This window comes from Salipiger sp. D13, assembly GCF_003703915.1.
Taxonomy (GTDB): domain Bacteria; phylum Pseudomonadota; class Alphaproteobacteria; order Rhodobacterales; family Rhodobacteraceae; genus Salipiger; species Salipiger profundus.
The window spans coordinates 33,847-56,231 of sequence record NZ_ML112590.1; the positions used below are offsets into that span (position 1 = coordinate 33,847).

19 protein-coding genes are annotated in these 22,385 nt (G+C 66.5%); 10 read left to right on the forward strand and 9 right to left on the reverse strand.

Annotated elements, in window-relative coordinates:
* Positions 1-17 precede the first annotated feature (17 nt).
* The 8 genes from D6860_RS00165 to D6860_RS00200 all read right to left on the reverse strand — a co-directional run bounded on the left by D6860_RS00165 (position 18) and on the right by D6860_RS00200 (position 11,372).
* On the reverse strand, positions 18-1,328 hold the full coding sequence (locus tag D6860_RS00165) for a TRAP transporter large permease (protein WP_076624660.1): 1,311 nt from the start codon (positions 1,326-1,328) through the stop codon (positions 18-20).
* A complete protein-coding gene (locus D6860_RS00170) occupies positions 1,329-1,862 on the reverse strand; it encodes a TRAP transporter small permease (RefSeq protein ID WP_076624659.1) in 534 nt (177 codons plus the stop codon).
* Positions 1,863-2,123: 261 nt separating this feature from the next.
* Entirely contained in the window at positions 2,124-3,656 is a 1,533-nt protein-coding gene (locus D6860_RS00175) for a sugar ABC transporter ATP-binding protein (RefSeq protein WP_229743222.1), read from the reverse strand.
* A gap of 2 nt (positions 3,657-3,658) precedes the next feature.
* On the reverse strand, positions 3,659-4,735 hold the full coding sequence (locus D6860_RS00180; RefSeq protein ID WP_083697879.1) for an NHL repeat-containing protein: 1,077 nt from the start codon (positions 4,733-4,735) through the stop codon (positions 3,659-3,661).
* On the reverse strand, positions 4,732-6,897 hold the full coding sequence (locus D6860_RS00185; RefSeq protein ID WP_076624658.1) for an ABC transporter permease: 2,166 nt from the start codon (positions 6,895-6,897) through the stop codon (positions 4,732-4,734). The genes D6860_RS00180 and D6860_RS00185 overlap by 4 nt, the downstream gene beginning before the upstream one ends.
* Before the next feature lie 56 nt (positions 6,898-6,953).
* A complete protein-coding gene (locus tag D6860_RS00190) occupies positions 6,954-7,985 on the reverse strand; it encodes a sugar ABC transporter substrate-binding protein (RefSeq protein WP_157895889.1) in 1,032 nt (343 codons plus the stop codon).
* 42 nt (positions 7,986-8,027) lie between these two features.
* Positions 8,028-9,005 carry an ABC transporter permease gene (locus tag D6860_RS00195; RefSeq protein ID WP_076624657.1) on the reverse strand — a complete coding sequence of 326 codons (978 nt, stop codon included), beginning with the start codon at positions 9,003-9,005 and terminating at the stop codon, positions 8,028-8,030.
* Between the two features lie 75 nt (positions 9,006-9,080).
* On the reverse strand, positions 9,081-11,372 hold the full coding sequence (locus tag D6860_RS00200; protein ID WP_076624656.1) for a xanthine dehydrogenase family protein molybdopterin-binding subunit: 2,292 nt from the start codon (positions 11,370-11,372) through the stop codon (positions 9,081-9,083).
* 253 nt (positions 11,373-11,625) lie between these two features.
* Here D6860_RS00200 and D6860_RS00205 point away from each other — a divergent pair, with 253 nt between their 5' ends.
* Positions 11,626-12,033 carry a (R)-mandelonitrile lyase gene (locus D6860_RS00205; protein WP_076624655.1) on the forward strand — a complete coding sequence of 136 codons (408 nt, stop codon included), beginning with the start codon at positions 11,626-11,628 and terminating at the stop codon, positions 12,031-12,033.
* Positions 12,030-13,043 carry an amidohydrolase family protein gene (locus D6860_RS00210; protein WP_076625435.1) on the forward strand — a complete coding sequence of 338 codons (1,014 nt, stop codon included), beginning with the start codon at positions 12,030-12,032 and terminating at the stop codon, positions 13,041-13,043. Before D6860_RS00205 ends, D6860_RS00210 begins: the two co-directional genes overlap by 4 nt.
* 77 nt (positions 13,044-13,120) lie before the next feature.
* Here D6860_RS00210 and D6860_RS00215 read toward each other — a convergent pair whose 3' ends face one another.
* Positions 13,121-14,194 (reverse strand): zinc-dependent alcohol dehydrogenase family protein, encoded by a 1,074-nt coding sequence (locus D6860_RS00215; protein WP_076624654.1) that lies wholly within the window; start codon positions 14,192-14,194, stop codon positions 13,121-13,123.
* Between the two features lie 252 nt (positions 14,195-14,446).
* Between D6860_RS00215 and D6860_RS00220 the strand changes: the two genes are divergently transcribed.
* Genes D6860_RS00220 through D6860_RS00255 form a run of 8 tightly spaced genes read left to right on the forward strand, consistent with a single transcriptional unit; the run spans position 14,447 to position 22,377 of the window.
* Entirely contained in the window at positions 14,447-15,619 is a 1,173-nt protein-coding gene (locus D6860_RS00220; protein WP_017467810.1) for a thiolase C-terminal domain-containing protein, read from the forward strand.
* On the forward strand, positions 15,616-16,029 hold the full coding sequence (locus D6860_RS00225; RefSeq protein ID WP_017467811.1) for a Zn-ribbon domain-containing OB-fold protein: 414 nt from the start codon (positions 15,616-15,618) through the stop codon (positions 16,027-16,029). The genes D6860_RS00220 and D6860_RS00225 overlap by 4 nt, the downstream gene beginning before the upstream one ends.
* Complete coding sequence (locus D6860_RS00230; RefSeq protein ID WP_076624653.1) at positions 16,026-17,204, forward strand: CaiB/BaiF CoA transferase family protein; 1,179 nt, start codon at positions 16,026-16,028, stop codon at positions 17,202-17,204. The genes D6860_RS00225 and D6860_RS00230 overlap by 4 nt, the downstream gene beginning before the upstream one ends.
* 23 nt (positions 17,205-17,227) lie before the next feature.
* Positions 17,228-18,481: an acetyl-CoA hydrolase/transferase family protein gene (locus D6860_RS00235; RefSeq protein ID WP_076624652.1), complete on the forward strand. Its 1,254-nt coding sequence runs from the start codon at positions 17,228-17,230 to the stop codon at positions 18,479-18,481.
* A gap of 21 nt (positions 18,482-18,502) precedes the next feature.
* Positions 18,503-19,438 (forward strand): 3,5-dioxohexanoate:acetyl-CoA acetone transferase, encoded by a 936-nt coding sequence (locus tag D6860_RS00240; RefSeq protein WP_076624651.1) that lies wholly within the window; start codon positions 18,503-18,505, stop codon positions 19,436-19,438.
* Entirely contained in the window at positions 19,425-20,207 is a 783-nt protein-coding gene (locus tag D6860_RS00245) for an enoyl-CoA hydratase/isomerase family protein (protein WP_017468514.1), read from the forward strand. The genes D6860_RS00240 and D6860_RS00245 overlap by 14 nt, the downstream gene beginning before the upstream one ends.
* Before the next feature lies 1 nt (position 20,208).
* The gene (locus tag D6860_RS00250) at positions 20,209-21,147 is read left to right on the forward strand and encodes a hydroxymethylglutaryl-CoA lyase (protein WP_076624650.1); all 939 of its coding nucleotides are present in this window, start codon (positions 20,209-20,211) and stop codon (positions 21,145-21,147) included.
* A 42-nt stretch (positions 21,148-21,189) separates the two neighbouring features.
* Positions 21,190-22,377, forward strand: a complete 1,188-nt coding sequence (locus D6860_RS00255; RefSeq protein ID WP_017468924.1) for an acyl-CoA dehydrogenase family protein — start codon at positions 21,190-21,192, stop codon at positions 22,375-22,377.
* Positions 22,378-22,385 lie beyond the last annotated feature (8 nt).

Sequence of the window (22,385 nt, forward strand, 5' to 3'; positions counted from 1 at the left end):
TCGAAATTGTGCCGTTGTCAGTGCGCCATCACGCCCGGCAGCCAAAGCGTGATGACGGGGAAGGCCACGAGGATCAGCAGGACCACGAGATCGGTCAGCATGAACCAGGCGGCGCCCCGGAAGATCGTCGGCAGGCTCACGAGGTTCCCGAGCGCGGTGCGCACCACGTAGACGTTGAGCCCCACCGGCGGTGTGATTAGCCCGATCTCGAGCAGCTTGATGGTGATGATGCCGAACCAGATCATGTTGATGTCGAGCTGGTCGAGCAGCGGCATGATGACCGGCAGCACCAGCAGCATGATCCCCACCGCGTCGACGAACATCCCCAGGAACACGAAGATCAGCGAGATCAGCAGGATGACCACGAAGGGGTTGTCGCTGATGCCGAGGATGACGTCGGCGGCGAAGCCGGGCAGCTGGCTGAAGGCCATGAGCCGGACGAACATGGATGCGCCGACCGCGATGACGAACATCACCGAGGTGGCGACCGCTGCATCCGCCGCCGCCTGTGCCAGCATCTTCAGCGAGAATTGCCGCCGCAGGATGGAGATGAGGATCACCAGCGCGGTTCCGACGGCACCGGCTTCCGTCGGGGTGATGACACCGAAGAATATGCCGCCCAGCACCCCGACGATCAGGGTCGGCAACGGCCAGATGTCGAGCAGTGCGGAAATCTTCTCGGCGCGGGTGAACTGCGTCTGCAGCTTCGGGGCGATCGACGGATTGCGCCAGACCCGCAGCATGATCATCGCGACGAAGGCGAAGGCGGTCAGCGCGCCGGGGATGAAGCCCGCCATGAACAGCGGGCCGATCGGGGTCGAGGTGAACAGCCCGTAGATCACCAGCAGGATCGACGGCGGGATCAGCGAGCCCAGCGTGCCCGAGGCGGCGATGGTGCCGGTGGCAAGCCCCTTGTCGTAGCCCGCGCGCAGCATCTCGGGCACGGCGATCTTCGACAGCGCCGCCGAGGTTGCCAGCGACGAGCCGGACGCCGCGGCGAAGAGGGCGCTCGCGCCCACGGACGCCGAGGCAAGGCTGCCCGGCACCCGGGCCAGCAGGATGCGCATGGCCTGGAACAGGCCGCCGGTCATGTCGGTGCGCGCGGCGAGATAGCCCATCAGCAGGAACATCGGGACGGCGCTGAACTCCCACGTCGCGACGAAGCTGTAGGGGATGGTGCTGACGATGCCCCAGGCCGCTCCGACAGAGGTGATCGCGGCGATGCCCACGAAGGAGACCAGCGCCAGAGCGATGCCGATGGGCAGGCGAAGGGCCAGCAGCACCAGCGTGGCGACGAGGCTCAGAAGACCGATATCAACCTTGTCCATTCATTCGACCTCCGCGCTGGTGTTGGCGCCCTGCTGGGTCCAGCTGTCGCGGTCACGTCCGGAGAGCACGCCCCAGAGCTGCCACAGTGCGACCAGCCCGGCCGAGCCGAAGCCCAGCGGCAGTGCGAAGCGCGACTGCCAGGTCGGCACCTCGAGGCGCCCCCCCATCAGGAAATCTCCGCGCCGCATCGCGCCCATGGCGTCGCCCCAGGTGCGCCAGGCAAGACCGAGGTAGACCGCCGCAGTGGTTGCCAGCACCAGCGCGATGAGCACCAGCTGCGCCCGTCGCGGCAGCATCAGGTAGACGATGTCGACCGCCACCGACTTGCGCCAGAGCTCGACCAGCGCCAGCGGCAGGAAAACGGCGATCACCATGTAGTGGAACGATACGATCTCGAGCGTGCCGGGCAGGATGATCCCGAAGACCTGGCGCAGCAGAACGTCGAGGCAGACGTGCGCCATCATCAGCAGCAGTGGCAACCCGAACAGGATGTGCAGCAGGTGCAGCTTGCCGTGGCCGTCGTCGTCTTCCATGTGGATCTCCCCTTTCGACACGTCGATATCGGGCCCGTTGCCGAGGTGGCGACAGGCTCGTGAGCGGGCCCCGCAGGGACCCCTTCAGTGATGGTTTCGGGGATTGTCGGCGCGCTGCTCAGGCGACGCGGCCGGTCCGTTTCTCCTCCCGGATATCCCTCGAAAATCAGGCTACGGTCTGCCGGTTCGGGCTGTCAACGAAGCCCGGGCCGCCACGACCTTTGCCCCTCATAGGCGTTTGCCTTGGCATCATGTCGGACCCTAGTGGACCGAGGCGAACATGATCTCGTCCTCCGATGCATCCGGGTCGAACTCGGCCACGACACGGCCGGTGCGCATCACGAGGATGCGGTCCGACAGGCTGCGCACCTCGGGCAGGTAGGAAGAGATCACCACCACCGCGAGACCGGCTTCGGCGAGCCCGTTGATCATCTCGTGAATCTCGGCAATGGCGCCCACGTCGACCCCGCGTGTCGGCTCATCGAAGATGATGAGCCGCGGCTCCTGCACGAGGCTCTTGGCGATCACGACCTTCTGCTGGTTGCCGCCCGAAAGTTCGACAACCTTGGATTCGTCGGACAGGGCCTTGATGTTCAGACGTTTCTTCCAGTCATCATAGAGCGCGCGCGCCTCGGCGCTGTTCAGCACCAGTGGTCCGCCGCGCTGCGCCAGGCGTCCCATCACGAGGTTGTCGCGGATCGACATGGTCTCGAAGAAGCCCTCGACCTTGCGGTCCTCGGTGACGTAGAGCACCCCGTCCTTCATCGCCTGACGCGGCACCCGGTAGCGCACAGCCTTGCCGTCAAGACGGACCGTGCCGCCATGGAAGGTGTTGCGCTTGAGCACACCCGACACGATCTTTGCGGTCTCGGTCCGGCCCGAGCCGATCAGCCCGAAGAGCCCGGTGACCTGGCCGGCAAAGACCGAGAAGCTGTTGTTTCGGACGGCCTTGCCCATCGACAGGTTCTCGACGCTCAGACGTAGCGGCCCGCGCGGGCGCGGCGTGCGGGTGCCGCCCGAGTAGATCTGTGCCGACAGGTCGCGTCCCACCATGTGGCGCACGATGCTCTCGCGGTCGAAGGCATGGGTGTCGTCGGTGATGACGTGGCTGCCGTCGCGCAGGATGGTGATGCGGTCGGCGATCTCCAGCGCCTCTTCAAGCGCATGCGAGATGAAGATGATGGAGACGCCCTTCGCCTTCAGACGCCGCACGAGCGCGAAGAAATGTTCCTTCTCCTCCGGCGTGAGCGCGGTCGTGGGCTCGTCGAAGATGATGATGCGGGCCTCGTGGTGAACGGCCCGCGCGATCTCCACCATCTGCTTCTTGGCGGCCCCGAGGGTGCCGGCAAGCGCCCATGGATCCACCTCGAAATTCAGCGAGCTGAGAAAGACCTGCGCGGAAATATACAGCGGCCGCAACCGGTTGAACGCCTTCTCGTCGCCCAGATAGAGGTTCTGTGCCACCGTCATCGAGTTCACGAGGCTGGTTTCCTGGAACACCATGACCACGCCATGCTCGCGTGCCTCGGCGGGGGTCTCTGCGGAATAGGGCGCGCCGTCGAGCAGCACCTCGCCCGAGGTCGGCGCGGTGACGCCGCTCATCATCTTCGTGAGGGTGGACTTGCCGGCGCCGTTCTCGCCGAGCAGCGCGTGCACCTCGCCTCGCCGAAGGGTGAAATCGACCTCGTTGACCGCGATCGCACCGTGGTAGCTCTTCGTGACCCCGCGCATTTCCAGGACGGTCTCGGCGGGGGGGCGGTTGAGCTGCTCGGTCATGGCCTCGCTTCGGGTCATGTTCACGTCGCGCCCTCCGTCTCGATGCGGATGATGCCACCCGCGCCGCGGCTGCTTGCAAAGACGGTGTCGCCGTCTGCGGCGAGGCTGGTCAGCCCGTGCCGGTTGCCATCCGCACGACTGTGAAGCGACATCCGCGGCAGGTGATCGGGCCCGATCCGTGCGATCAGCCCGTAGCTGAGCGATGGCGCCCAGGGTTTCATCTCGCCATGGTGGCGCTCGGCCCCGGCCTGCATCGGGGCGAGAGGACTGTCCGGTGGCGACAGCGCGGGGGCAAGCCAGTATTCGGGCTCGATCTCGGCCAGCATCCGCTCGACGTAGCGGCGCTCTCCAAGTGCGAACTCAACCAGCTGATTGCGCACCGACAGGAAGCTCAGCCAGTAGCCGCCACCGGCGGCCGGCGCGAGCCGGGCAGGGTAGGCGGGCAGGTGCCCGAGCACCGTCTGCGGACGTCGTCCCTTTTCGAGACGGGCAACCGCGTGATCCCACGCGAGCGATACGAGCAGCGCGCCGCTCTCTTCTTCAAGCAGACCGATGGGATAGGCGAGACGCCGCGACATGCACTCCGGGTCGCCGCCTTCGGGCAGTCGCCAGACCGAGCCGGTCCGGCCCCGCAGCATCAGATCGCGTCGCCAGTCGCGAAAGCGCAGGCCCTCGGCGCCGATCGCCGCCGCCAGCCCGCCGTCCCGCAGGAAACACAGCGCGGTGACGTCGCTGCCCGGCTGGACCGGGGCGATCTCGCGCTTGCCGGTGTCCGACACGATGGTGACGGCACCGCCCTCGTGGGCGATGGCCAGCTGTCCGCCGGGGCCGGCAGCCATCGCCGTGATCTCGCCCACGCCGGACAGCACCCGGTCGACCGAGCCGTCGGCTTCCATCCGCAGGACCGTGCCCCCGCTGGAGAAGTGCAGCGCGCCGTTGCGCAGCACCACGTTGTCCGCGTCGTGGCAGCGCAGCACCACGGGCGCCGCGTCGAGCGACGAATTGGCCCGGAAGGCACCGTCGAGCGGCGGCACCGTCAGTGCATGAGCCCCCGAGCCGCGGAACCGGTCGTAGCTGTCCTTGACCATCGAAATCATGCCTTGCCTCCCCAGTAAGACTCGTATTGCGTCCAGTCGGGGTCGGCGGTCTCGAGCGTCAACACGCCAACCCTGTCGTTGATGACCCCACCGAGGAACAGCCGGCCCTTGTGCTCGCACATCGAGGTGATCTGCGGCCAAGCGCCGTCGGGGCGGTCCCAGTAGCTCTCGATGGTGTTGCCCTGCTCGTCGAACTTCAGGATGCAGCCGGTGCCGGTGTTCGGGAACAGCCAGTTGTCCGGCGCCACCCGACGGATCATGCGCTTGCGGAACCCCGGCATCTCGAGGGCCAGGTCGAACGCCTTCGAGCGCATGCCGACCAGCGCCACCCAATAGGTGCCGTCCGACGCGCGGTTGATGTTGTCGGGGTAGCCCGGCAGATCGGTGATGAACGGCTCCCAGGTGCCCTTCTTCGGTCCGGCGATCCAGTACTTGCCGATCTTCGCGCCCCAGGTCTCGGCGACGAGCATCGCCTGCCCGTCGTGGGTGAGGCAGACGCCGTTGGCGAAGAGCAGCCCCTTTTGCAGGGTTTTCGTCGAGCCGTCGGCGGGATCGAAGCACAGCAGTCGTCCGGTGCCGCGCCCCTCGAGCGCATCCGAAAGCCATTCCGAGGCATCGTAGCGGCCGATGGGATCGGTGTAGAAGATCCGCCCGTCCGGCGCGACGTCGAGATCGTCGGCCATGCGCACCCGGCTGTCATCCTTGATCGAGGTCAGCGAGCGCTGCGTCTGGGTCGAAAGCGCGATGATCTCGCGGTCCTTGGTGATGCGGTAGAGCCCTGCACCGGCAACGCAGCAGAGGATCGAGCCGTCACGGTCCACGGTGATGCCGAAGGGCCGTCCGCCGGTGTGAGCAAAGACCTCGAACTCCTTGAAATCAGGTCCGAAGAAGCGATAGATCTCGCCCTTTCTCGTGCCGGCGAAAAGGTTGCCCTCGTCGTCGATGATGATGTCTTCCGGACCGTCGAGAACGCCCTTGCCGATCACCTCGACGTCGTCCAGCCGGTTGCGTCGCGCATAGGGGGAAGACGAGCCCTCGGCGATGTCGGGCATCGGCGGCATCTCGAGCAGCGTCGGCGAGGCATAGGTGCGGTTGAGCAGCTTGTGGCGGTTCTTGTTCCAGCGGATGTCGATGACCACCGCCAGCAGCAGGATCGCACCCAACACCACCGAGCTTCCGCCCGAGGCCAGGCCCAACCGCAGCAGGCTGAAGGTGATGATGACCACGACGAGCGTGCCCAGCACCGCCTTGAGGATGGAGCCGCGGCCGCCGCCGAGGCTGATGCCGCCGAGGATCACGCTGGTGATGATGATCATCTCAAGCCCGACACCGGTGCTCGAGCCGGTCGCCGACAGGCGGGTGACGTAGAAGAACGCCGCCGCCCCGGTCGTCGCGCCCGAGATCACGTAGGTGAGAAAGACCGTCCGGCGCACCTTGATCCCGGCATTGAAGGCCGAGCGGCGCGAACCGCCCACCGCGGCGACATGCCAGCCGAAGCGGGTGCGGCTCAGCACCACGTGGAAGATCACCGCCAGTCCGAGCGCCACCAGCGCGGATGAGGCCAGGCCGAACACGCTGCCGTCCGCGAACCAGTCGAAGAGGTCGATGCCGTTGATGTCGAAATCGGTGATGAGGCTCGAGCCGTAGCGCACCACGAGGATGTCGGTGATCGAACGCACGATGATAAGCGTCACCAGCGTGGTCAGGAATGCCCGCAGCCGCAGGTAGCCGATGAGGTAGCCGTTGAACGCCCCGATCAGCCCGCCGATCGCGATCACCAGCGGCAGTGCCAGCAGCACGTGCAGCTTGGCGGTGAAGACGAGGAAGATGCCGACGAAATTGCACAGCGCGAAGATCGAGCCGATCGACAGGTCGATGCCGCCGGCCAGGATCACCACCGCCTGTCCCAGCGCGATGATCAGGTATTCGCCCAGCACGCGGCCGAGGTTGCCGAGGTTGCTGGCGCTGTAGAAGTCCGGCGTCAGCGCCGCGAAGACCGCGATGGTGATCGCCAGGATGATCGCCGGGATGGCGGTGTCGATCCACGGCTTGGCGAGGATCTCGCCCAGCAGGTGGTCGGGAATGAGACGGTAGCGCAGGCGCGTGGTAAGGCCGGGCCTGCGGCGCGGAGCAAGCCCCGCGTCGGTACTGGTATCGGCCATTGAGGCTCTCCGGATCGGTCAGGCAGGCCCCCGGGGTTTGCCGGGGGCCGTCGCGGTCAGTTCAACGGGCGGGTGTAGAAGTCGAGATCCCAGCAGGCGTTGGGCGACATGTTGTCCGCCGTGATGGTCACGAAGTCGTTGTAGATCGAGAACTGCTCGGAGCCGGGTTCGGGCTGCTTCTGCAGGACCTCCGCGATCAGCCCCTTGAGCATGTAGCTCTGGTGCCCGGCGTTGTAGCTGATGTATGCGGCGTAATTGCCGTTCTCGACGTTGTTGCACGCGTTCGTGCGGCTTCCGCCGCCCGAGGTGATGACCTTGACCTGATCCTTCAGGCCGGCCTCTTCCAGCGCGGGCGGAATGCCGATGGCCTGACCTTCCCACTGGTCGATCACCGCGCAGACACCGGGGTTCTGCTTGAGCGCGGTGGACACGATGGCCTTGGCCTTGGCCGGATCCGCCTCGGCCGATTGCATGGCGACGACCTCGATGTCGGGGTGGTTCTCCTTGAACTCGGCAAGGGTGCCGTTCGTCTCGGTGATGCCGACCGAGTTGGTGGCCGAGGCCTGCACGATGATGACCTTCTTCTCTTCGCTGTCGGCGCAGAACTCGGCGGCGAGCGCCGCCTTCTTACGGCCGAAGGCGTCGAAGTCTGGACCGATGAAGGCGTCACCGCCCATGAAATCGGTGCCGGCGCCCGACCTCAGGTTCATGAAGATGACGTAGATGCCCTCTTTCTGCGCCTTGCGCACGACCCGCATGAAGGCCTTGTCGTCGAGCGGATGGATGACCATGATGTCGGGCTTTTCCGAGACGAACTGCTCGGCCACCTGGACCGCTCCCTCGACGCTCCAGTTGGGATCGCGCACGAGATACTCGAAGCCCATCTCCTCGGCGTAGCTGCGCATCGCACCGTCGTAGAGTTGCGCGAGATCGAAGCTCAGCGCCATGGGCACGAAGGCAACCGTCTTGCCCTCCATCGCAGCGTAGTAGTCTTGCCATGGCTTGCCGTCGCCGATGCGGTCCTGCGCGATGGCGGTGGCCGGCAGGGCCGCGATGAGCGCGGCTGTCAGGGCGCCTTTGAATTGCATGATATCCTCCTCAAGTCTCATGCGGGGGTCTTTTCCACTGGTCTAGATGTCGCCCTGCTGGGCGGTCTGCTCGTCGCGGGGGTTGAGCAGGCTGTCTATGACGATCGCCACCAGCAGGATCGACGCCTTGACCAGGTTCTGCGTGTAGAAGTCGACGTTCATGATGGTCAGCCCGTTGCCGAGAATGCCGATCACCGCGGTGCCGACCAGGACGTTGGCGACGCCGCCCTTGCCACCGGCAAGCCCGACACCCCCGAGCACCACGACGAGGATCACGTCGTAGACCATGGTCGACTGGAAGATCCGGGTGTTCGCCCCGTCGACGGTGGTCGCCAGGAAGAAGCCGGCCAGCAGCGCGATGAGCGCCGACAGCACGTATTGCAGCAGGATGCTGGGGCGCACCGCGATGCCGGTGATCCGCGCGGCCATCGGGTTGTCGCCGATGGCGTAGACGAAGCGCCCCTGCACGAGCAGACGCAGGAACAGCGCCACGACGGCGGCCACGGCCAGGAAGGCCAGCACCGCGTTCGGAACACCGAAGGTCGTGCCGCGCACGAGGGCGGCAAGGCCTGTCATCGCCTCGGGAATGGGGATGAGGTCGTTGCTGACCGCGAAATACTGGATCAGGCCGAAGGTAACGATGCCGGTCGCCAGCGTCGTGAAGATCGCGGGGACCTCGACGTAGGCGATGAGCCAGCCGTTCAGCAGACCGACCAGCGCGGCGGTCGCGATGGCGAGCCCGACCGCGACAGGCACCGGTGTGCCGTCGCCGATCATCACGAAGGCCCAGGCCACCGGCATCACGGCCACCGCGATGATCGACAGGTCGATTCCGCGCCCGATGATCGTGATGGACAGGCCCAGCCCGAGAATGCCGATGATCGACACGGACTGCAGCAGCGACAGGATGTTGTCGGCAGTGGCGAAGCCGGGAAGCGTGGCGGCGAAAACCACCAGAAGCGCGATGGCCACAAGGGTAACGATCCTGCCTTGCGACAGGTTGCGGGTAAGATCGGTCACGGGGTCGGCTCCTCCTCCAGCCCGTTGCGTGATGAACGGGGCGCCCTCCTCAAAGCGCCCCGTTCATGGAGCGGGTCAGAGCTCTTCGCCGCGGGTGTCGATGGCCTTGAGCACGGTCTGCGGGTTCATCGGAAGCGATGTCATGCGCCGCTTCGTGGCCCGGCTGACGGCGTTGGCGACGCAACCCAGCGCCGAGACCATGCTGGCCTCGGCCACGCCCTTCACGCCGAAGGGATGGTAGGGGTTGGGAACCTCGACGATCACCGACTGCAACATCGGCAGGTCGGAGGCCACCGGCATCCGGTAGTCGAGCCAGCCCGAGTTCTGCAGAACGCCGTCCTTGCCGTAGACATAGCCCTCGTTCAGGGCCCAGCCGATGCCCTGCACGCAGGCGCCCTGCATCTGGCCCTCGACATAGGCGGGGTGGATGGCACGGCCCGCGTCCTGGCAACTGACGAAGTTCAGGATCTTCGTGGCGCCGGTGTCGGGGTCGACCTCGACATCGCAGAACATCGCCGAGAGACCGGGGGCATGGCCCGACATCGTCTTGCCGTAGGAGGCCCCGAAGTGGCCGCCCGTGGCGCTGGCGTCGGCGGCGAGTTCCTTGAGCGTGAGCGGCTCGAACTTGCCGACGTTCGTCGACGAGGGATGCGCCGCGCCATCGACCCAGTCGACCGCGTCGGGGTCCACGCCCCAGATCTCGGCAGCACGCGTCTTGAGCTGCTCGATGACCTCGGAGCAGGCACCGACGATGGCCTTGCCGGTGGCGAAGGTCACGCGGCTGCCGCCGGTGAGGTCGCCATAGGGCACCGAGGCGGTATCGTGGATCTCGGACCGGACATCGTCGTAGGCAATGCCGAAGGTGTCGGCGGCCATCATCGCCATCGAGGCGCGGCTGCCGCCGATGTCGGGGCTCGAGTTGGCCACGGTGACGATGCCGTCGCTGTTGACCAGGCAGGTCGCGCCGGAATGGCCCGACATGTTGTGCCAGTAGCCCGCCGCCACGCCGCGGCCCTGGTTCGGCCCGAGCGGTTTCTCGTAGTCCGGGTGCGCCTTCAGCGCCTCCAGGATCTCGCGGAAGCCGTTGTGGCTCACCGTGCGGTCGCCAAGCTGCCTGGTGCCCTCGACGATCGCATTCTTCAGGCGCAGGTCGATCGGATCCATGTCGATCTTGCGGGCGATGACGTCAAGCACGCCCTCGACCGCGAAACAGGCCTGCGTCGAGCCGGGCGCACGGTAAGCCGCGGTCATCGCACGGTTGGACAGCACGTCGTAGCCCACGGCATGCTGGTTGGCGATGTCGTACTGCCCGAAGGCGCAGAGACAGCCGTTGATGAAGGGCGCACCGGGGTAGGCGCCGGAGTTGTAGTAGAGCTCGATCTCGCCAGCGGTGATGGTGCCGTCACGCTTGGCACCGACCTTCACGCGGATCTTGCTGTCGGAGGCGGGCCCGGTCGCGCGAAAGACCTCTTCGCGGGTCATGGTCATCTTGACCGGCAGGCCCGACTTCTTCGAGAGCATCATCGCGACCGGCTCGAGGTAGACCTTCGTCTTGCCGCCGAAGCCGCCGCCGATCTCGGCCGGGGTCGCCTTGATGTCGCCCGGCGACATGCCTGTCATCTTGGCGGTCAGGTCACGCATGGTGAAATGACCCTGGCTCGAGACCCAGAGCTGAGAACTGCCGTCCTCCTCATATTCCGCGACGCAGGCGTGCGGCTCGATGTAGCCCTGGTGAACGGGCACGCTGTCGAAGTTGAGCTCGACCACCTCGTCGGCCTCGGCGAAGCCGGCCTCGATGTCGCCGATGCTGTCCTCCCAGCGGCGGGTGATGTTCGAGGGCGTGGTCGGCGCCGGCGTGACGTTGCGGGTGATCATGCCGTCATGGACCTGCGGCGCGCCCGGCGCGATGGCCTCGTCGATGGTGATGACGTGGGGCAGAACCTCGTAGTCGACCTCGATCAGCTTCAGGGCGGCCTTGGCGGTGGCGTCGTCGCGCGCGGCGACAGCGGCGAGCGCGTGTCCGTGGTAGAACACCTTGCCCCGCGCCATCACGTTCGAGGACTCGTGGAACATGTTCTTCTCGATCCGCTCCGGGCCGGCGAAGGCGTCGGGGAAGTCGGGGAAATCCGCACCTGTGACCACCGCATGGACGCCGGGCAGCGCCTCGGCCTTGCTGGTGTCGATCGAGCGGATCCGCGCGTGAGCGTGCGGCGAGCGCAGCACCTTGCCGACGATCATTCCGGGCGGCGCATAGTCCGCACCGTAGCGGGCGGCGCCGGTGACCTTCGGAACGCCGTCGGGACGCACCGGGCGGGTTCCGACATAGCCGTTGCGGGCTGGCGAAATATCGGGATTGATCTCGTTCATGAGCACCACTCCTCCTTTGGCAGGCATGACGACCGGGCTGCCGGCGGCAGCGCGGGATGGCAGGGAACGGGCCCCGCCGGGAAGATCGCTTGAACAACAGGCTAACACCCCGCACGGTCCTGTGAGGCGCAAAAGTGCGATGCAAACCCGCAGCCTTTGGCGGGCAAAGGCGGAACGCATGCCCGGGGCCGCGCGCTTCCGGGGTGCGCGACGCACTTCTAGACTGGCGCCAACCCACGGAGGAGACACGTAAATGGAGATCAGCCCCAACGGCTCACGGGCCTCGAGCATCGGGCCTGCCGAAAATTTCACCGGTCACGCGCGGCGCGACCCGCTGTTCACGGCCCCGGCGCCTTCGCGGATGATGGGCGGCTCGGTCACGTTTGACGCGGGCGCCCGCACGGTCTGGCACACGCACCCGGTGGGGCAGATGCTCGTCATCACGTCGGGCGCGGGGCGCGTCGGCAGCTGGGGCGGCCCCGTCCGCGACGTCGGCCCCGGCGACGTGGTCTGGTTCGCGCCCGGCGAGAAGCACTGGCACGGCGCCGCGCCGGATGTGGGCATGTCGCACATCGCCATCGTCGAAGCCGAGGACGGCGTTTCGAGCGACTGGCTCGAGCCGGTCACAGAGGCACAATATATCGGCGAGGCATGGTCATGACGAAACGCCTCGAAGGCCGGTCGGAGCCTATTCTCGACCCGGAGCTGCCGATCCTCGATTCCCACATGCACCTGATGAACGTGCCCGGGCACCCCTACCTGCTGGACGACTACCTCGCCGATGCGCAGGCGGGGCACAACGTGGTCGGCTCCATCTACTGCGAAGCCAAGACCTTTGCCCGCACCGACGGGCCCGAGCACATGCGCCCGTTGGGAGAGGTCGAATTCGCCAACGGCGTGGCGGCGATGTGCGCCTCGGGGGCGCTCGGGCGCTGCCACGTGGCGGCAGGGATCATCGGGCATGCCGACCTGACCGAGGGCGCAAGGATCGGCGAGCTGCTTGATCGCTGCATGCAGACCGCGCCGGACCGCTTCCGGGCCGTGCGGCTGGCGACGCTCGATTATCCCGATGAGCGGCCGTTCCAGTTCATCCTGTCGTTCAAGCCGCGCCGAGGACTGCTCGATCATCCCGCGCTGCCCGAGGGCTTACGCGCCCTGTCCGAGCGCGGCCTGATCTTCGACGCCGCGATCTACGACATGTCGATGCCGCGCCTTGCGGAACATGCGGACGCGCATCCGGACCTCACGTTCGTGCTGGGCCACATCGGCAATTTCGTCGGCGTCGACATGAGCCCGACCGAGCGGGCCGAGGCCTTTTCGCGGTGGCAGCGCGACCTGCGCGCGCTGGCCGAGCGGCCGAATGTCATGTGCAAGATCGGCGGACTGGGGATGCCGCAATCGGGCTTCGGTCTGCACGAGAACGAGGCCGAGACCACCTGGGAAGACATGGCGGGCCACTGGCGGCCCTTCGTCGAGACCGGGATCGAGGTCTTCGGCGTGGAGCGCTGCATGATGGAGAGCAATTTCCCGCCCGATGGCCGGGCCGGGGGCTTCGTTCCGACCTGGAACGCCTACAAGTACCTGACGCGGGCCTTCTCCGAGGACGAGCGCCGCGATCTCTTCGGACGGAACGCGGCACGGATCTACCGGATCGACGTGCCCGGCCTGTAGGAGAGGTTGCGCGCGCCGGACAGGACGGCGCGCGCGGCGGGGCAGGCCGGGTGGGCCGGACCATGCCCCGGACGATCTCAGAACACGAAGACGCCCTTGCCGCCGGTCTGCTTGTCGAACATCTTGTAGGCCTTGTCGGCATCCTCGATGTCCCATTGATCCGAGAACACCTTGTCGACCTCGACCCCGTGCGAGGCGATGAACTCGGCGCAATCCTTCATTCCGTTGATCGAGAAGGTCCAGGACCCGATCACCGTGCGCTGGCCGACGATCATGTCGTTCCAGCCGACCACGTTGAGGTTCCCCCCGATAGCGACCAGCGCGATGCGGCCCCAGGGTGCGGTGCAGCGCACGGCCTGCTGCTTGGGGATCTCGCCGCCCGCGCAGTCGATGGCGCAGGTGGCGCCCTTGCCGCGGGTCAGTTTCTTGACCTCTTCCACCGGATCGTGCGTCTTGCCGTTGATGACATGCGCGGCGCCGAAGGCCTTGGCCTGCTCGACGCGCCCGGGGTCGATGTCGACGCCGATCACCTCGACACCCATGGCCGCCGCCAGCTGGACCGCCGAGAGCCCGACCGGACCGAGCCCGAACACCACGAGCTGATCGCGGGCGCTCAGACCCATGCGCACCAGCGCGTAGTAGGCGGTGCCGGTGCCGCAGGCCACGGCGGCGCCGCCGACGAAGCTCAGGTCGTCGGGCATCTTGACCAGCGTGGAGGCCGGCACGAGCTGGAATTCCGCGTGACCGCCATGCTTGGCGACACCGTGGGGCTCGACGCCGTTCTCGCACATCTGCGTCCAGCCCGAACGGCAGTGTTCGCAGAAGTTGCAGCCCTCGTAGTGGAACACGATGACACGGTCGCCGGGCTTGAGCACCTTGGGGTCGATGCCGGGGCCGATCTCCTCGATGACACCGCAGGGCTCGTGGCCGGCGATGATCGGCGTGTCGTCGGGAAGGCCGCGATCGGCAAAGGTCTTGAGCCCCATCTGCGCCATCAGCTTGGCCATGCTCTCGGCCCGGTAATAGTGCAGGTCGCTGCCGCACATGCCCGATGCCTTCATGCGCACCACCGCCTGGCCCGGGCCAGGTTTGGGGTCGTCGAAGTTCATCACTTCGAGTGTGCTGTTCCCCGTGAAGACAACGCCTCGCATGTCGGTTTCCTCCCTTGGATTGCCTGTATCGCCCTCGTGGGCAGGCGCACTGAGCGCCGCGTCAGCAGAAAGCCCCGGTGCCGGATCGTCAATCGGCTGCGGGCCATTTCCGACCCGAACCTATGGGAGGCATAGGCCGCGGAAACATCCGCCGGGTTTGACCACTGAACAGTCAGTCAGTAGCGTTCAGGGCAAGTCGTGAGGAGCGACAGGAGGACAGGCGCCTCACGTCAGGTGCCAAGGGAAGCTAACATGAAGACAAGCATTGTCGGACTCGGTCAGACCGAGTTCTCGAAGAATTCCGGCCGCAGCGAGCTCAAGCTGGCGCTCGAGGCCATTCTCGGGGCGCTCGAGGATGCAGGGCTCGAGGTCAACGATATCGACGGGCTGGTGCGCTACACCTGGGAGAACACCACCGAGGCGGCCATCGTCAACGCGCTCGGCCTGCCGAAACTCACCTACTACGGCGAGACCGAGTTTGGCGGCGTCAACTGCTGCGGCGCGGTGGCGCAGGCTTCGGCCGCGATCGAGGCGGGGCTGGCGAACGTGGTGGTGTTCTACCGCGCGCTCAACGCCCGCTCCGGCGTGCGCTTCGGACGGGGCGAGCGGGTGCTGTCTCAGGATGGCGACTGGCTCGTCAGCCGGCAACCGGAGCCGCCGGGCGACATCTACTCCGCGCCCTTCGGCCTGTTGGTCCCGGGCCAGCACCACGCCCTTTACGCACAGAGCTACAAGAGCCGCTACGGCCTTTCCGACGATCAGTTCACCGACATGCTGGGCAACGTCGCGGTGACACAGCGCGCCTATGCCAACCGCAACCCGCGCGCACTTCTGAAGGACAAGACGCTGAGCCTCGACGACTACCGCGCGGGCCGGGTCATCACCGAGCCACTGCGGATCTACGACTACTGCCTCGAGACCGACGGCGCGATGGCCATGGTCATCGTCAGCCGCGAGAAGGCGCGGGAACTCTCGGGCAAGGCCGTCGATGTGCTCGCCGCGGGGCAGTACATCATGCCCGGCTCGGTGCCGATGTATCTCTACGCCGACCGGACCTGGAGCCTCGCGCCCGAGGGCGCGCCCGAGCACCTGTTCAGCCGCGCCGGCGTCTCGGCTTCCGAGATCGACGTGGCGATGATGTATGACGCGACCTCGATGATGGTGCCGCTAGCACTTGAGGATTTCGGCTTCATCGAGCGGGGCGGGGCGCATGACTTCCTGACCTCCGGCGGCATGGGTCCGGACGGGGCACTGCCGGTGAACACCCACGGCGGCCTTCTGTCCGAGGGCTACTTCCACGGGCTCAACGTGATCGCCGAAGGGGTTCGGCAACTGCGCGGAGAGTCGCACAACCAGAAAGAGGGCGCGGAAACCGCCTTCGTCACCCTTCGCGGGGCAAGTTCAATGGTGTTGGGGCGCGCATGACTGTCATCAGACCTTCCGACGAATACCTGGCCGAGCCGTACTACAAGTACCTTGCGGGCGGGACCTTGCATCTCAACTGCTGCAACGACTGCGGCTCGGCGCATCATCCGCCGTCGCCGATCTGCCCGAAATGCCGGTCCTTCAACACCGGCTGGAAGCCCGCCTCTGGTCGCGCGACGCTCAACAGTTTCGCCGTGGCGCGCCACCCGGTGCACCCGATGCTGGACCCCAAGGTGCCTTACATCATCACGCTGGTGGACCTCGAAGAGGGCGTCCGGCTGGTAAGCGGCATCCCCGAGGGCGTGAAAGTCGATCTCGAGGTCGGCATGGCCCTCGAGTGCAAGGTCATCTCCTTCGATGACGACTTCGCGCTGCCTTATTTCCTGCCCAAAGAGGAGACCGGCACATGAGCAGACCCCTCGACGGAATCCGCGTGCTCGACTTCGGCGCCTTCGTCGCCGGCCCCTACTGCGGCACGATTCTCGCATCGCTCGGCGCCGAGGTGGTCAAGGTTGAATCCCCGCGCGGCGGCGACCCCTTCCGCCGGGGAGAGGGCGCCCGGAACGCCTATTTCAACCAGATGAACGCGGGCAAGAAGAGCCTCGCGGTCGATCTCAAGACCCCGGAGGGCATCGCGCTCATCAAGGCGCTGGTGCCGAGCTTCGACGTGCTCATCGAGAACACCCGGCCGGGCAAGATGGCGGCGCTCGGGCTCGGGCCCGACGACCTGCGGGCGATCAATCCCGAACTGGTCTATTCCTCGGTCTCGGGCTTCGGCGACGGCGGCCCGTGGCGTGACCGCGCGGCCTATGACACCATCGGCCTGAGCATGAGCGGCTTCCTGTCGATCATGTCGGACAAGGACAACACCCGGCTTGCCGGCACCTGCATCGGTGACCTCACGACGGCGCTCGTGTCGGTGATCGGCATCGTCACCGGGCTTGTCGGGCGCTTCAAGCAGGGCAGCGGCACCGAGGTGCGCACCTCGCTGCTGGAAGCGATGACGACGATCACCGTCGACGCCATGACCCAGTATTTCGAGACCGGCGAGACCCCGCACCGCGAGTCCCGGCACCCCTCGGCGCAGAGCTTCGCGCTCAAGACCGCGGACGGGCAGGCGATCGCCGTGCACATGTCGTCCTCGCCCAAGTTCTTCAAGGGCATGATGACAGCCATCGAACGCACCGATCTTCTCGAGGATCCGCGCTTCGCGACCTACGACGACCGCCGTACCCACTACTTCGAGCTGCGGCCCATGGTCGAGGAGGCGTTCCTCAAACACGACCGCGACGAATGGGAACGGCGGCTGATCGCGAACGACGTGCCCTATGCGCCCGTCGTGACCCCAGACGAGCTGACCGAGCACGAGCAGATGGAGTGGCTCGACATGTACGAGCCGCCCCGCGAGGACGGGCTGCGCCTGCTGCGCGCCCCCATGCGCTTCGAGGGAGAGCGTCCGGCGAACACCGTCGGCGCCCCCGAGATCGGCCAGAACTCGCGCGAGGTGGCGCTTACCGTGCTGCCCGAGGCCAAGGTCGACAAGCTGATCGAGGCCGGGGTGATCGCCCAGGCGCCTGCGGCCTGACGCCGGCACGAAGGAAAGAGACGATGACCAAGACCCCCGTCACCACCACCGCCGAAGAGGCCGTGACCCGCATCGAAAGCGGCATGTCCGTGGTATTCCCGCACCTGAGCGCCGAGCCCTGCGCACTGACCTCCGCGCTCTGGAACCGGGCCGAGGGCCTGAAGGATCTGACCGTCACGAGCGGCATGCTGCTGTCGGGCTACAAGTTCCTGCAGATGCCCTGCGCCGAGAACATCCACTTCAAGACGTGGTTCCTTCCGGGCACGCTGCTGCGCAAGACCGCCGCCGACGTCAAGGCCGACTACCTGCCGCTGACCTGGTCGCAGACCGCGCGCTACCTGCTCGAGACGCCCTTTGACGTCGGCCTGATCCAGGTGTCGCCGCCCGACGAGGACGGCTATTACAGCATGGGCCTGAACTGCACCGTGGTGAAGGGCATCGTGCACAGTGCGAAGGTCCTGATCGCGCAGGTCAATCCCGAGATGCCGCGCACCCTGGGCGACAGCCGCATCCATGGCTCGGAAATCGACGTCCTCGTCGAGCAGGCAGAGCCGCTGGCCGAATATCCGAACCGCCCCCTCGACACCATCGACGAGACCATCGGCACCGCCATCGCTGGCATGATCCCCGACGGCGCCTCGATCAGCCTCGGGGTCGGGGGCATTCCGCTCGCTGCCGCCAACGCGCTGATGGCGCGCGGGGCGAAGGACCTGCGCTTCATCAACACCTTCACCGATCCGACCATGGAGCTGATCAAGGCGGGGTGCGCCACGTCCGAAAGCCCCAAGGCTCACGCCGGCGACATCTTCGGCACCGCCGAGCTTTACCGCTGGGTCGACAACAACCCCGACATCGCCATGGCCAGCGCCATGACCACGCACCGTCCCGAGGATTTCGTCGCGCGCAAGACCGTCTACTCGGTCAACTCGGCGCTCGAGATCGACCTGCTCGGCCAGGTCAACGCCGAGACCATCGGTGGCAAGCAGGCGGGCTCGATGGGCGGGCTGATCGACTTCGCGGTCGGCGGGCAGGTGGAGGGCGGGGCCTTCCTGCTCGGCCTGCGGTCGCAGACGAACAAGGGCAAGGCGCGCATCGTCAACCGGCTCGACGCCAACGTGGTCTCGCTGTCGCGAACCTTCGTCGAGACCGTGGTCACCGAGCACGGCACGGCGAACCTGCGCAACAAGACCGTCTACGAGCGGGCCGTGGCTCTCGCCAACATCGCGCATCCCGATGACCGGGACGCGCTGCTCGCCGAAGCGGAAAACCTGCGCTGAGGCGCGGACGGGAGGAAAGACATGAGCAAGAAACCCCGCAAGGTCATCATCACCTGCGCCGTCACCGGGTCGATCCACACGCCCTCGATGTCGCCGCACCTGCCGGTCACCCCGCAGGAGATCAGCAGCGCCGCGGTCGAGGCGGCCGAGGCCGGCGCCGCCATCATCCACCTGCATGCCCGCAACCCGGAAACCGGCGTGCCCGACCAGTCGGTCGACGCCTATGCCAACATCCTTCCGGTCATCAAGCAGCAGACCGGCGCCGTTCTGAACATCACGACCGGCGGCTCGACCACCATGACCACCGAGGAACGACTCGCACCGGCGCTGCATTATGCGCCCGAGGTGGCCAGCCTCAACATGGGCTCGATGAATTTCGGCCTCTACCCGATGCTGAACCGCTTCAAGGAGTTCGAGCATGACTGGGAAGAGGAGTACCTGCGCACGTCCGACGACCGGATCTTCAGGAACACCTTCAAGGACATCGAGAAGATCCTGACGAAATGCGCCGACAACGGCACCCGGTTCGAGATCGAGTGCTACGACATCGGCCATCTCTACACCTGCAGGCATTTCATCGACCGCGGGCTCATCAAGCCGCCGTTCTTCATCCAGAGCGTGTTCGGCATCCTCGGCGGCATCGGCCAGCATCCCGAGGACATCCTGCACATGAAGCGCACCGCCGACCGGCTGTTCGGCGACGACTACCAGTGGTCTGTGCTGGGGGCAGGCGCCAAGCAGATGCAGATCGCGGCACAGTCGGTGATGCTCGGCGGCAACGTGCGTGTCGGGCTCGAGGACTCGCTCTGGCTCGGACGGGGCAAGCTCGCCACCAGCAACGCGGCCCAGGTCGCCTTTGCCAAGAAGATGGTCGAGGACCTCGGCATGGAGGTCGCCACGCCCGACGAGGCCCGCGAGATGCTGTCGCTGAAAGGGGGACACGATGTCAACTTCTGAGATCCTGCTTTCGGAAACCTCGGGGGGCGTGCTCAAGCTGTCGCTGAACCGGCCCGAACGGCGCAATGCGCTGAACGAGGATCTGATCCTCGAGCTGACCACGGCGCTCGAGGAGGCCTCGCGCAACCCCGAGGTGCGGGTGATCCTGCTCACCGGGACCGGTGAAAAGGCGTTCTGCTCGGGCGCGGACCTCAATCCCAAGGCGGGCACCTTCGGCTTCGACTACGCCAACCCGATGACAGCCTACGCGAACCTGCTGCGGGCCGCGCGCCGCACCACCGTTCCGGTGGTCGGCCGGATCAATGGACATTGCCTCGCGGGTGGCATGGGCCTCCTGGCGCTCTGCGACATGGCGGTTGCGTCGCGGACGGCCAAGTTCGGCCTGCCCGAGGTCAAGGTCGGCGTCTTCCCGATGCAGGTGGCCGCGCTTCTCCAAGCCACCGTTCCGCCGCGCCGCTTCGCCGAGATGTGCTACACCGGCGAATTCATCTCGGCCCAGGAGGCCATGGATTGGGGGCTGGTGAACTACGTGGCCGCGCCCGAAGAGCTGGACGAAAAGACCGACTGGCTGATCTCCCGCGTGGCCGACAAGTCGCCCACGGCAATCCGGCGCGGCAAGCATGCGCTCAACTCGATGGCGGGGATGACGACCGACCAGGCCATCGCCTTCATGGAGGCGCAGGTCGGCCTTCTGCCGCTCACCGAGGACGCCAAGGAAGGCATGGCCGCTTTCGCCGAGAAGCGCACGCCGGTCTGGACGGGGAAATGACATGAGCGAGCTTCCGAAACGCGTCTACATCGTCGAGGAGGGCGCCCGGGAGGGGTTCCAGTCCGAGCCGGCCGATATTCCGACCTCGGAGAAGATCCGCCTCATCGAGGCGCTGGCCGAGACCGGCGTGCCCGAGATCGACTGCGCCTCCTTCGTCAATCCCAAGGTCGTTCCGCAGATGGCCGACGTGGCGCAGATCGCAGAGGGGATCCGCAAGCGCGAGGGCGTAACCTACGGCTGCATGTGGCTCAACGCCAAGGGCTTCCTGCAGGCGGTCGACAGCGGGCTGAGCCTGCCGGCCCTGACCTCGGGCAGCGCCTCGGACACCTTCCTTGCGCGCAACAACAACTCGACGCCCGAGAAGCAGATCGAGGGCCAGCGCAAGCTGCGCGCCCTCTACACCGAGCACGGCCTCGGCTCGGGGCCGGTGTATCTCTTCACCGCGTTCGGCTGCAATTACGAGGGTGACATCCCGGTCGCCAAGGCGATGCAGCGGGCCGAGGATCTCGTCGGCGTCTGCGAAGAGGCGGGAACACCGCCGAGCTGCATCTACCTGTGCGACACCATCGGTGCCGCCGACCCGATGCAGGTGCGTGCGCTGGTCGAGGCGGTGCGCACGCGCTGGCCCGACTACCCCGTCGCGCTGCACCTGCACGACACCCGCGGGCTCGGCATCGCCAACGCCATGGCGGGGCTCGAGCTGGGGGTGTCGCGGTTCGACGCCTCGGTGGGCGGGCTCGGCGGGTGCCCCTTCGCGGGCAACAGGTCGGCGGCCGGCAACATCGCCACCGAAGAGCTGGCGCTGCTCTGCGAGCGGCTCGGAATCGAGACCGGCATAGACATTCCCGCGCTGCTGGACGTGGCGCAGATGGCCGAGGAAATCGTCAATCACAAGCTGCCGGGCAAGCTGTTCCGCGCCGGCATGTTCGCAAGAAACTGATGGCCGCGCCGCGTGCGCCGGCCCCTTCGGGAGGAGAGACCCATGAAGACCCGTGACCTGCCCATCGGCATCGAGGTGACCGACGAACGCCGCCAGATCGTCGACAACGTGAAGCGCATCTGCGAGAAGTTCGACGACGAGTTCTGGCTCGAGAAAGAGAACAAGCACGAGTTCCCGCACGAATTCCACGCGGCCATGGCCGAGGCCGGCTGGCTGGGCATCACCATGCCCGAGGAATACGGCGGCGCGAACCTCGGCGTGACCGACGCGGCGCTGCTGATGCAGACCATCGGCAATTCCGCCGGCGCGATCTCGGCCTGTTCGACGATCCACATCAACCTCTTCGGTCCGCATGCCATGGTGAAACACGGTACCAAGGAGCAGAAGGACCGGATGATCCCGCCGCTGGTCGAGGGCACGCACAAGGCATGCTTCGGCGTGACCGAGCCCGACGCCGGGCTCGATACCACCCATATCTCGACCCGCGCGGTGAAGCAGGGCAGCAACTACATCGTGCATGGCCAGAAGGTCTGGACCTCGACGGCGCAGAACGCCGACAAGATCCTGCTGCTGACCCGCACCACGCCCATCGAGGACTGCAAGAAGCCGACCGACGGCATGACGCTGTTCTACACCGACGTCGACCGCGACAAGATCAACATCACCCCGATCGACAAGATGGGTCGCAACGCGGTGAACTCGAACTCGATCTTCATCGACGGGCTGGTCATCCCCGAGGAGGACCGCATCGGAGAAGAGGGCAAGGGCTTCAAGCTGCTGCTCGACAGCCTCAACCCCGAACGCATCCTGGTGGCCGCCGAGGCCATCGGTGTCGGTCGCCGGGCGCTGCAGAAGGCGGCAGAATACGCCAACGAGCGCGTGGTCTTCGGCCGGCCCATCGGCAAGAACCAGTCGATCCAGCACCCGCTGGCGCAAAGCTGGATGGCGCTTGAGGCCGCGGACCTCATGGTCTGGCAGGCGGCAAAGCTCTACGATGCGGGCGAGCCCTGCGGCGCCGAGGCGAACGCGGCGAAGTTCCTCGCGGCCGATGCCGCCTTCGATGCCTGCGACCGGGCGGTCCGCACCCATGGCGGCTTCGGCTACGCCAAGGAATACCATGTCGAGCGGTATTTCCGCGAAGTCGTGCTGCCGCGCATCGCGCCGGTGACCCGCGAGATGATCATGTCCTTCATCGCCGAGCGCGTGCTCGAGCTTCCGAAATCCTACTGAGGAGGCGC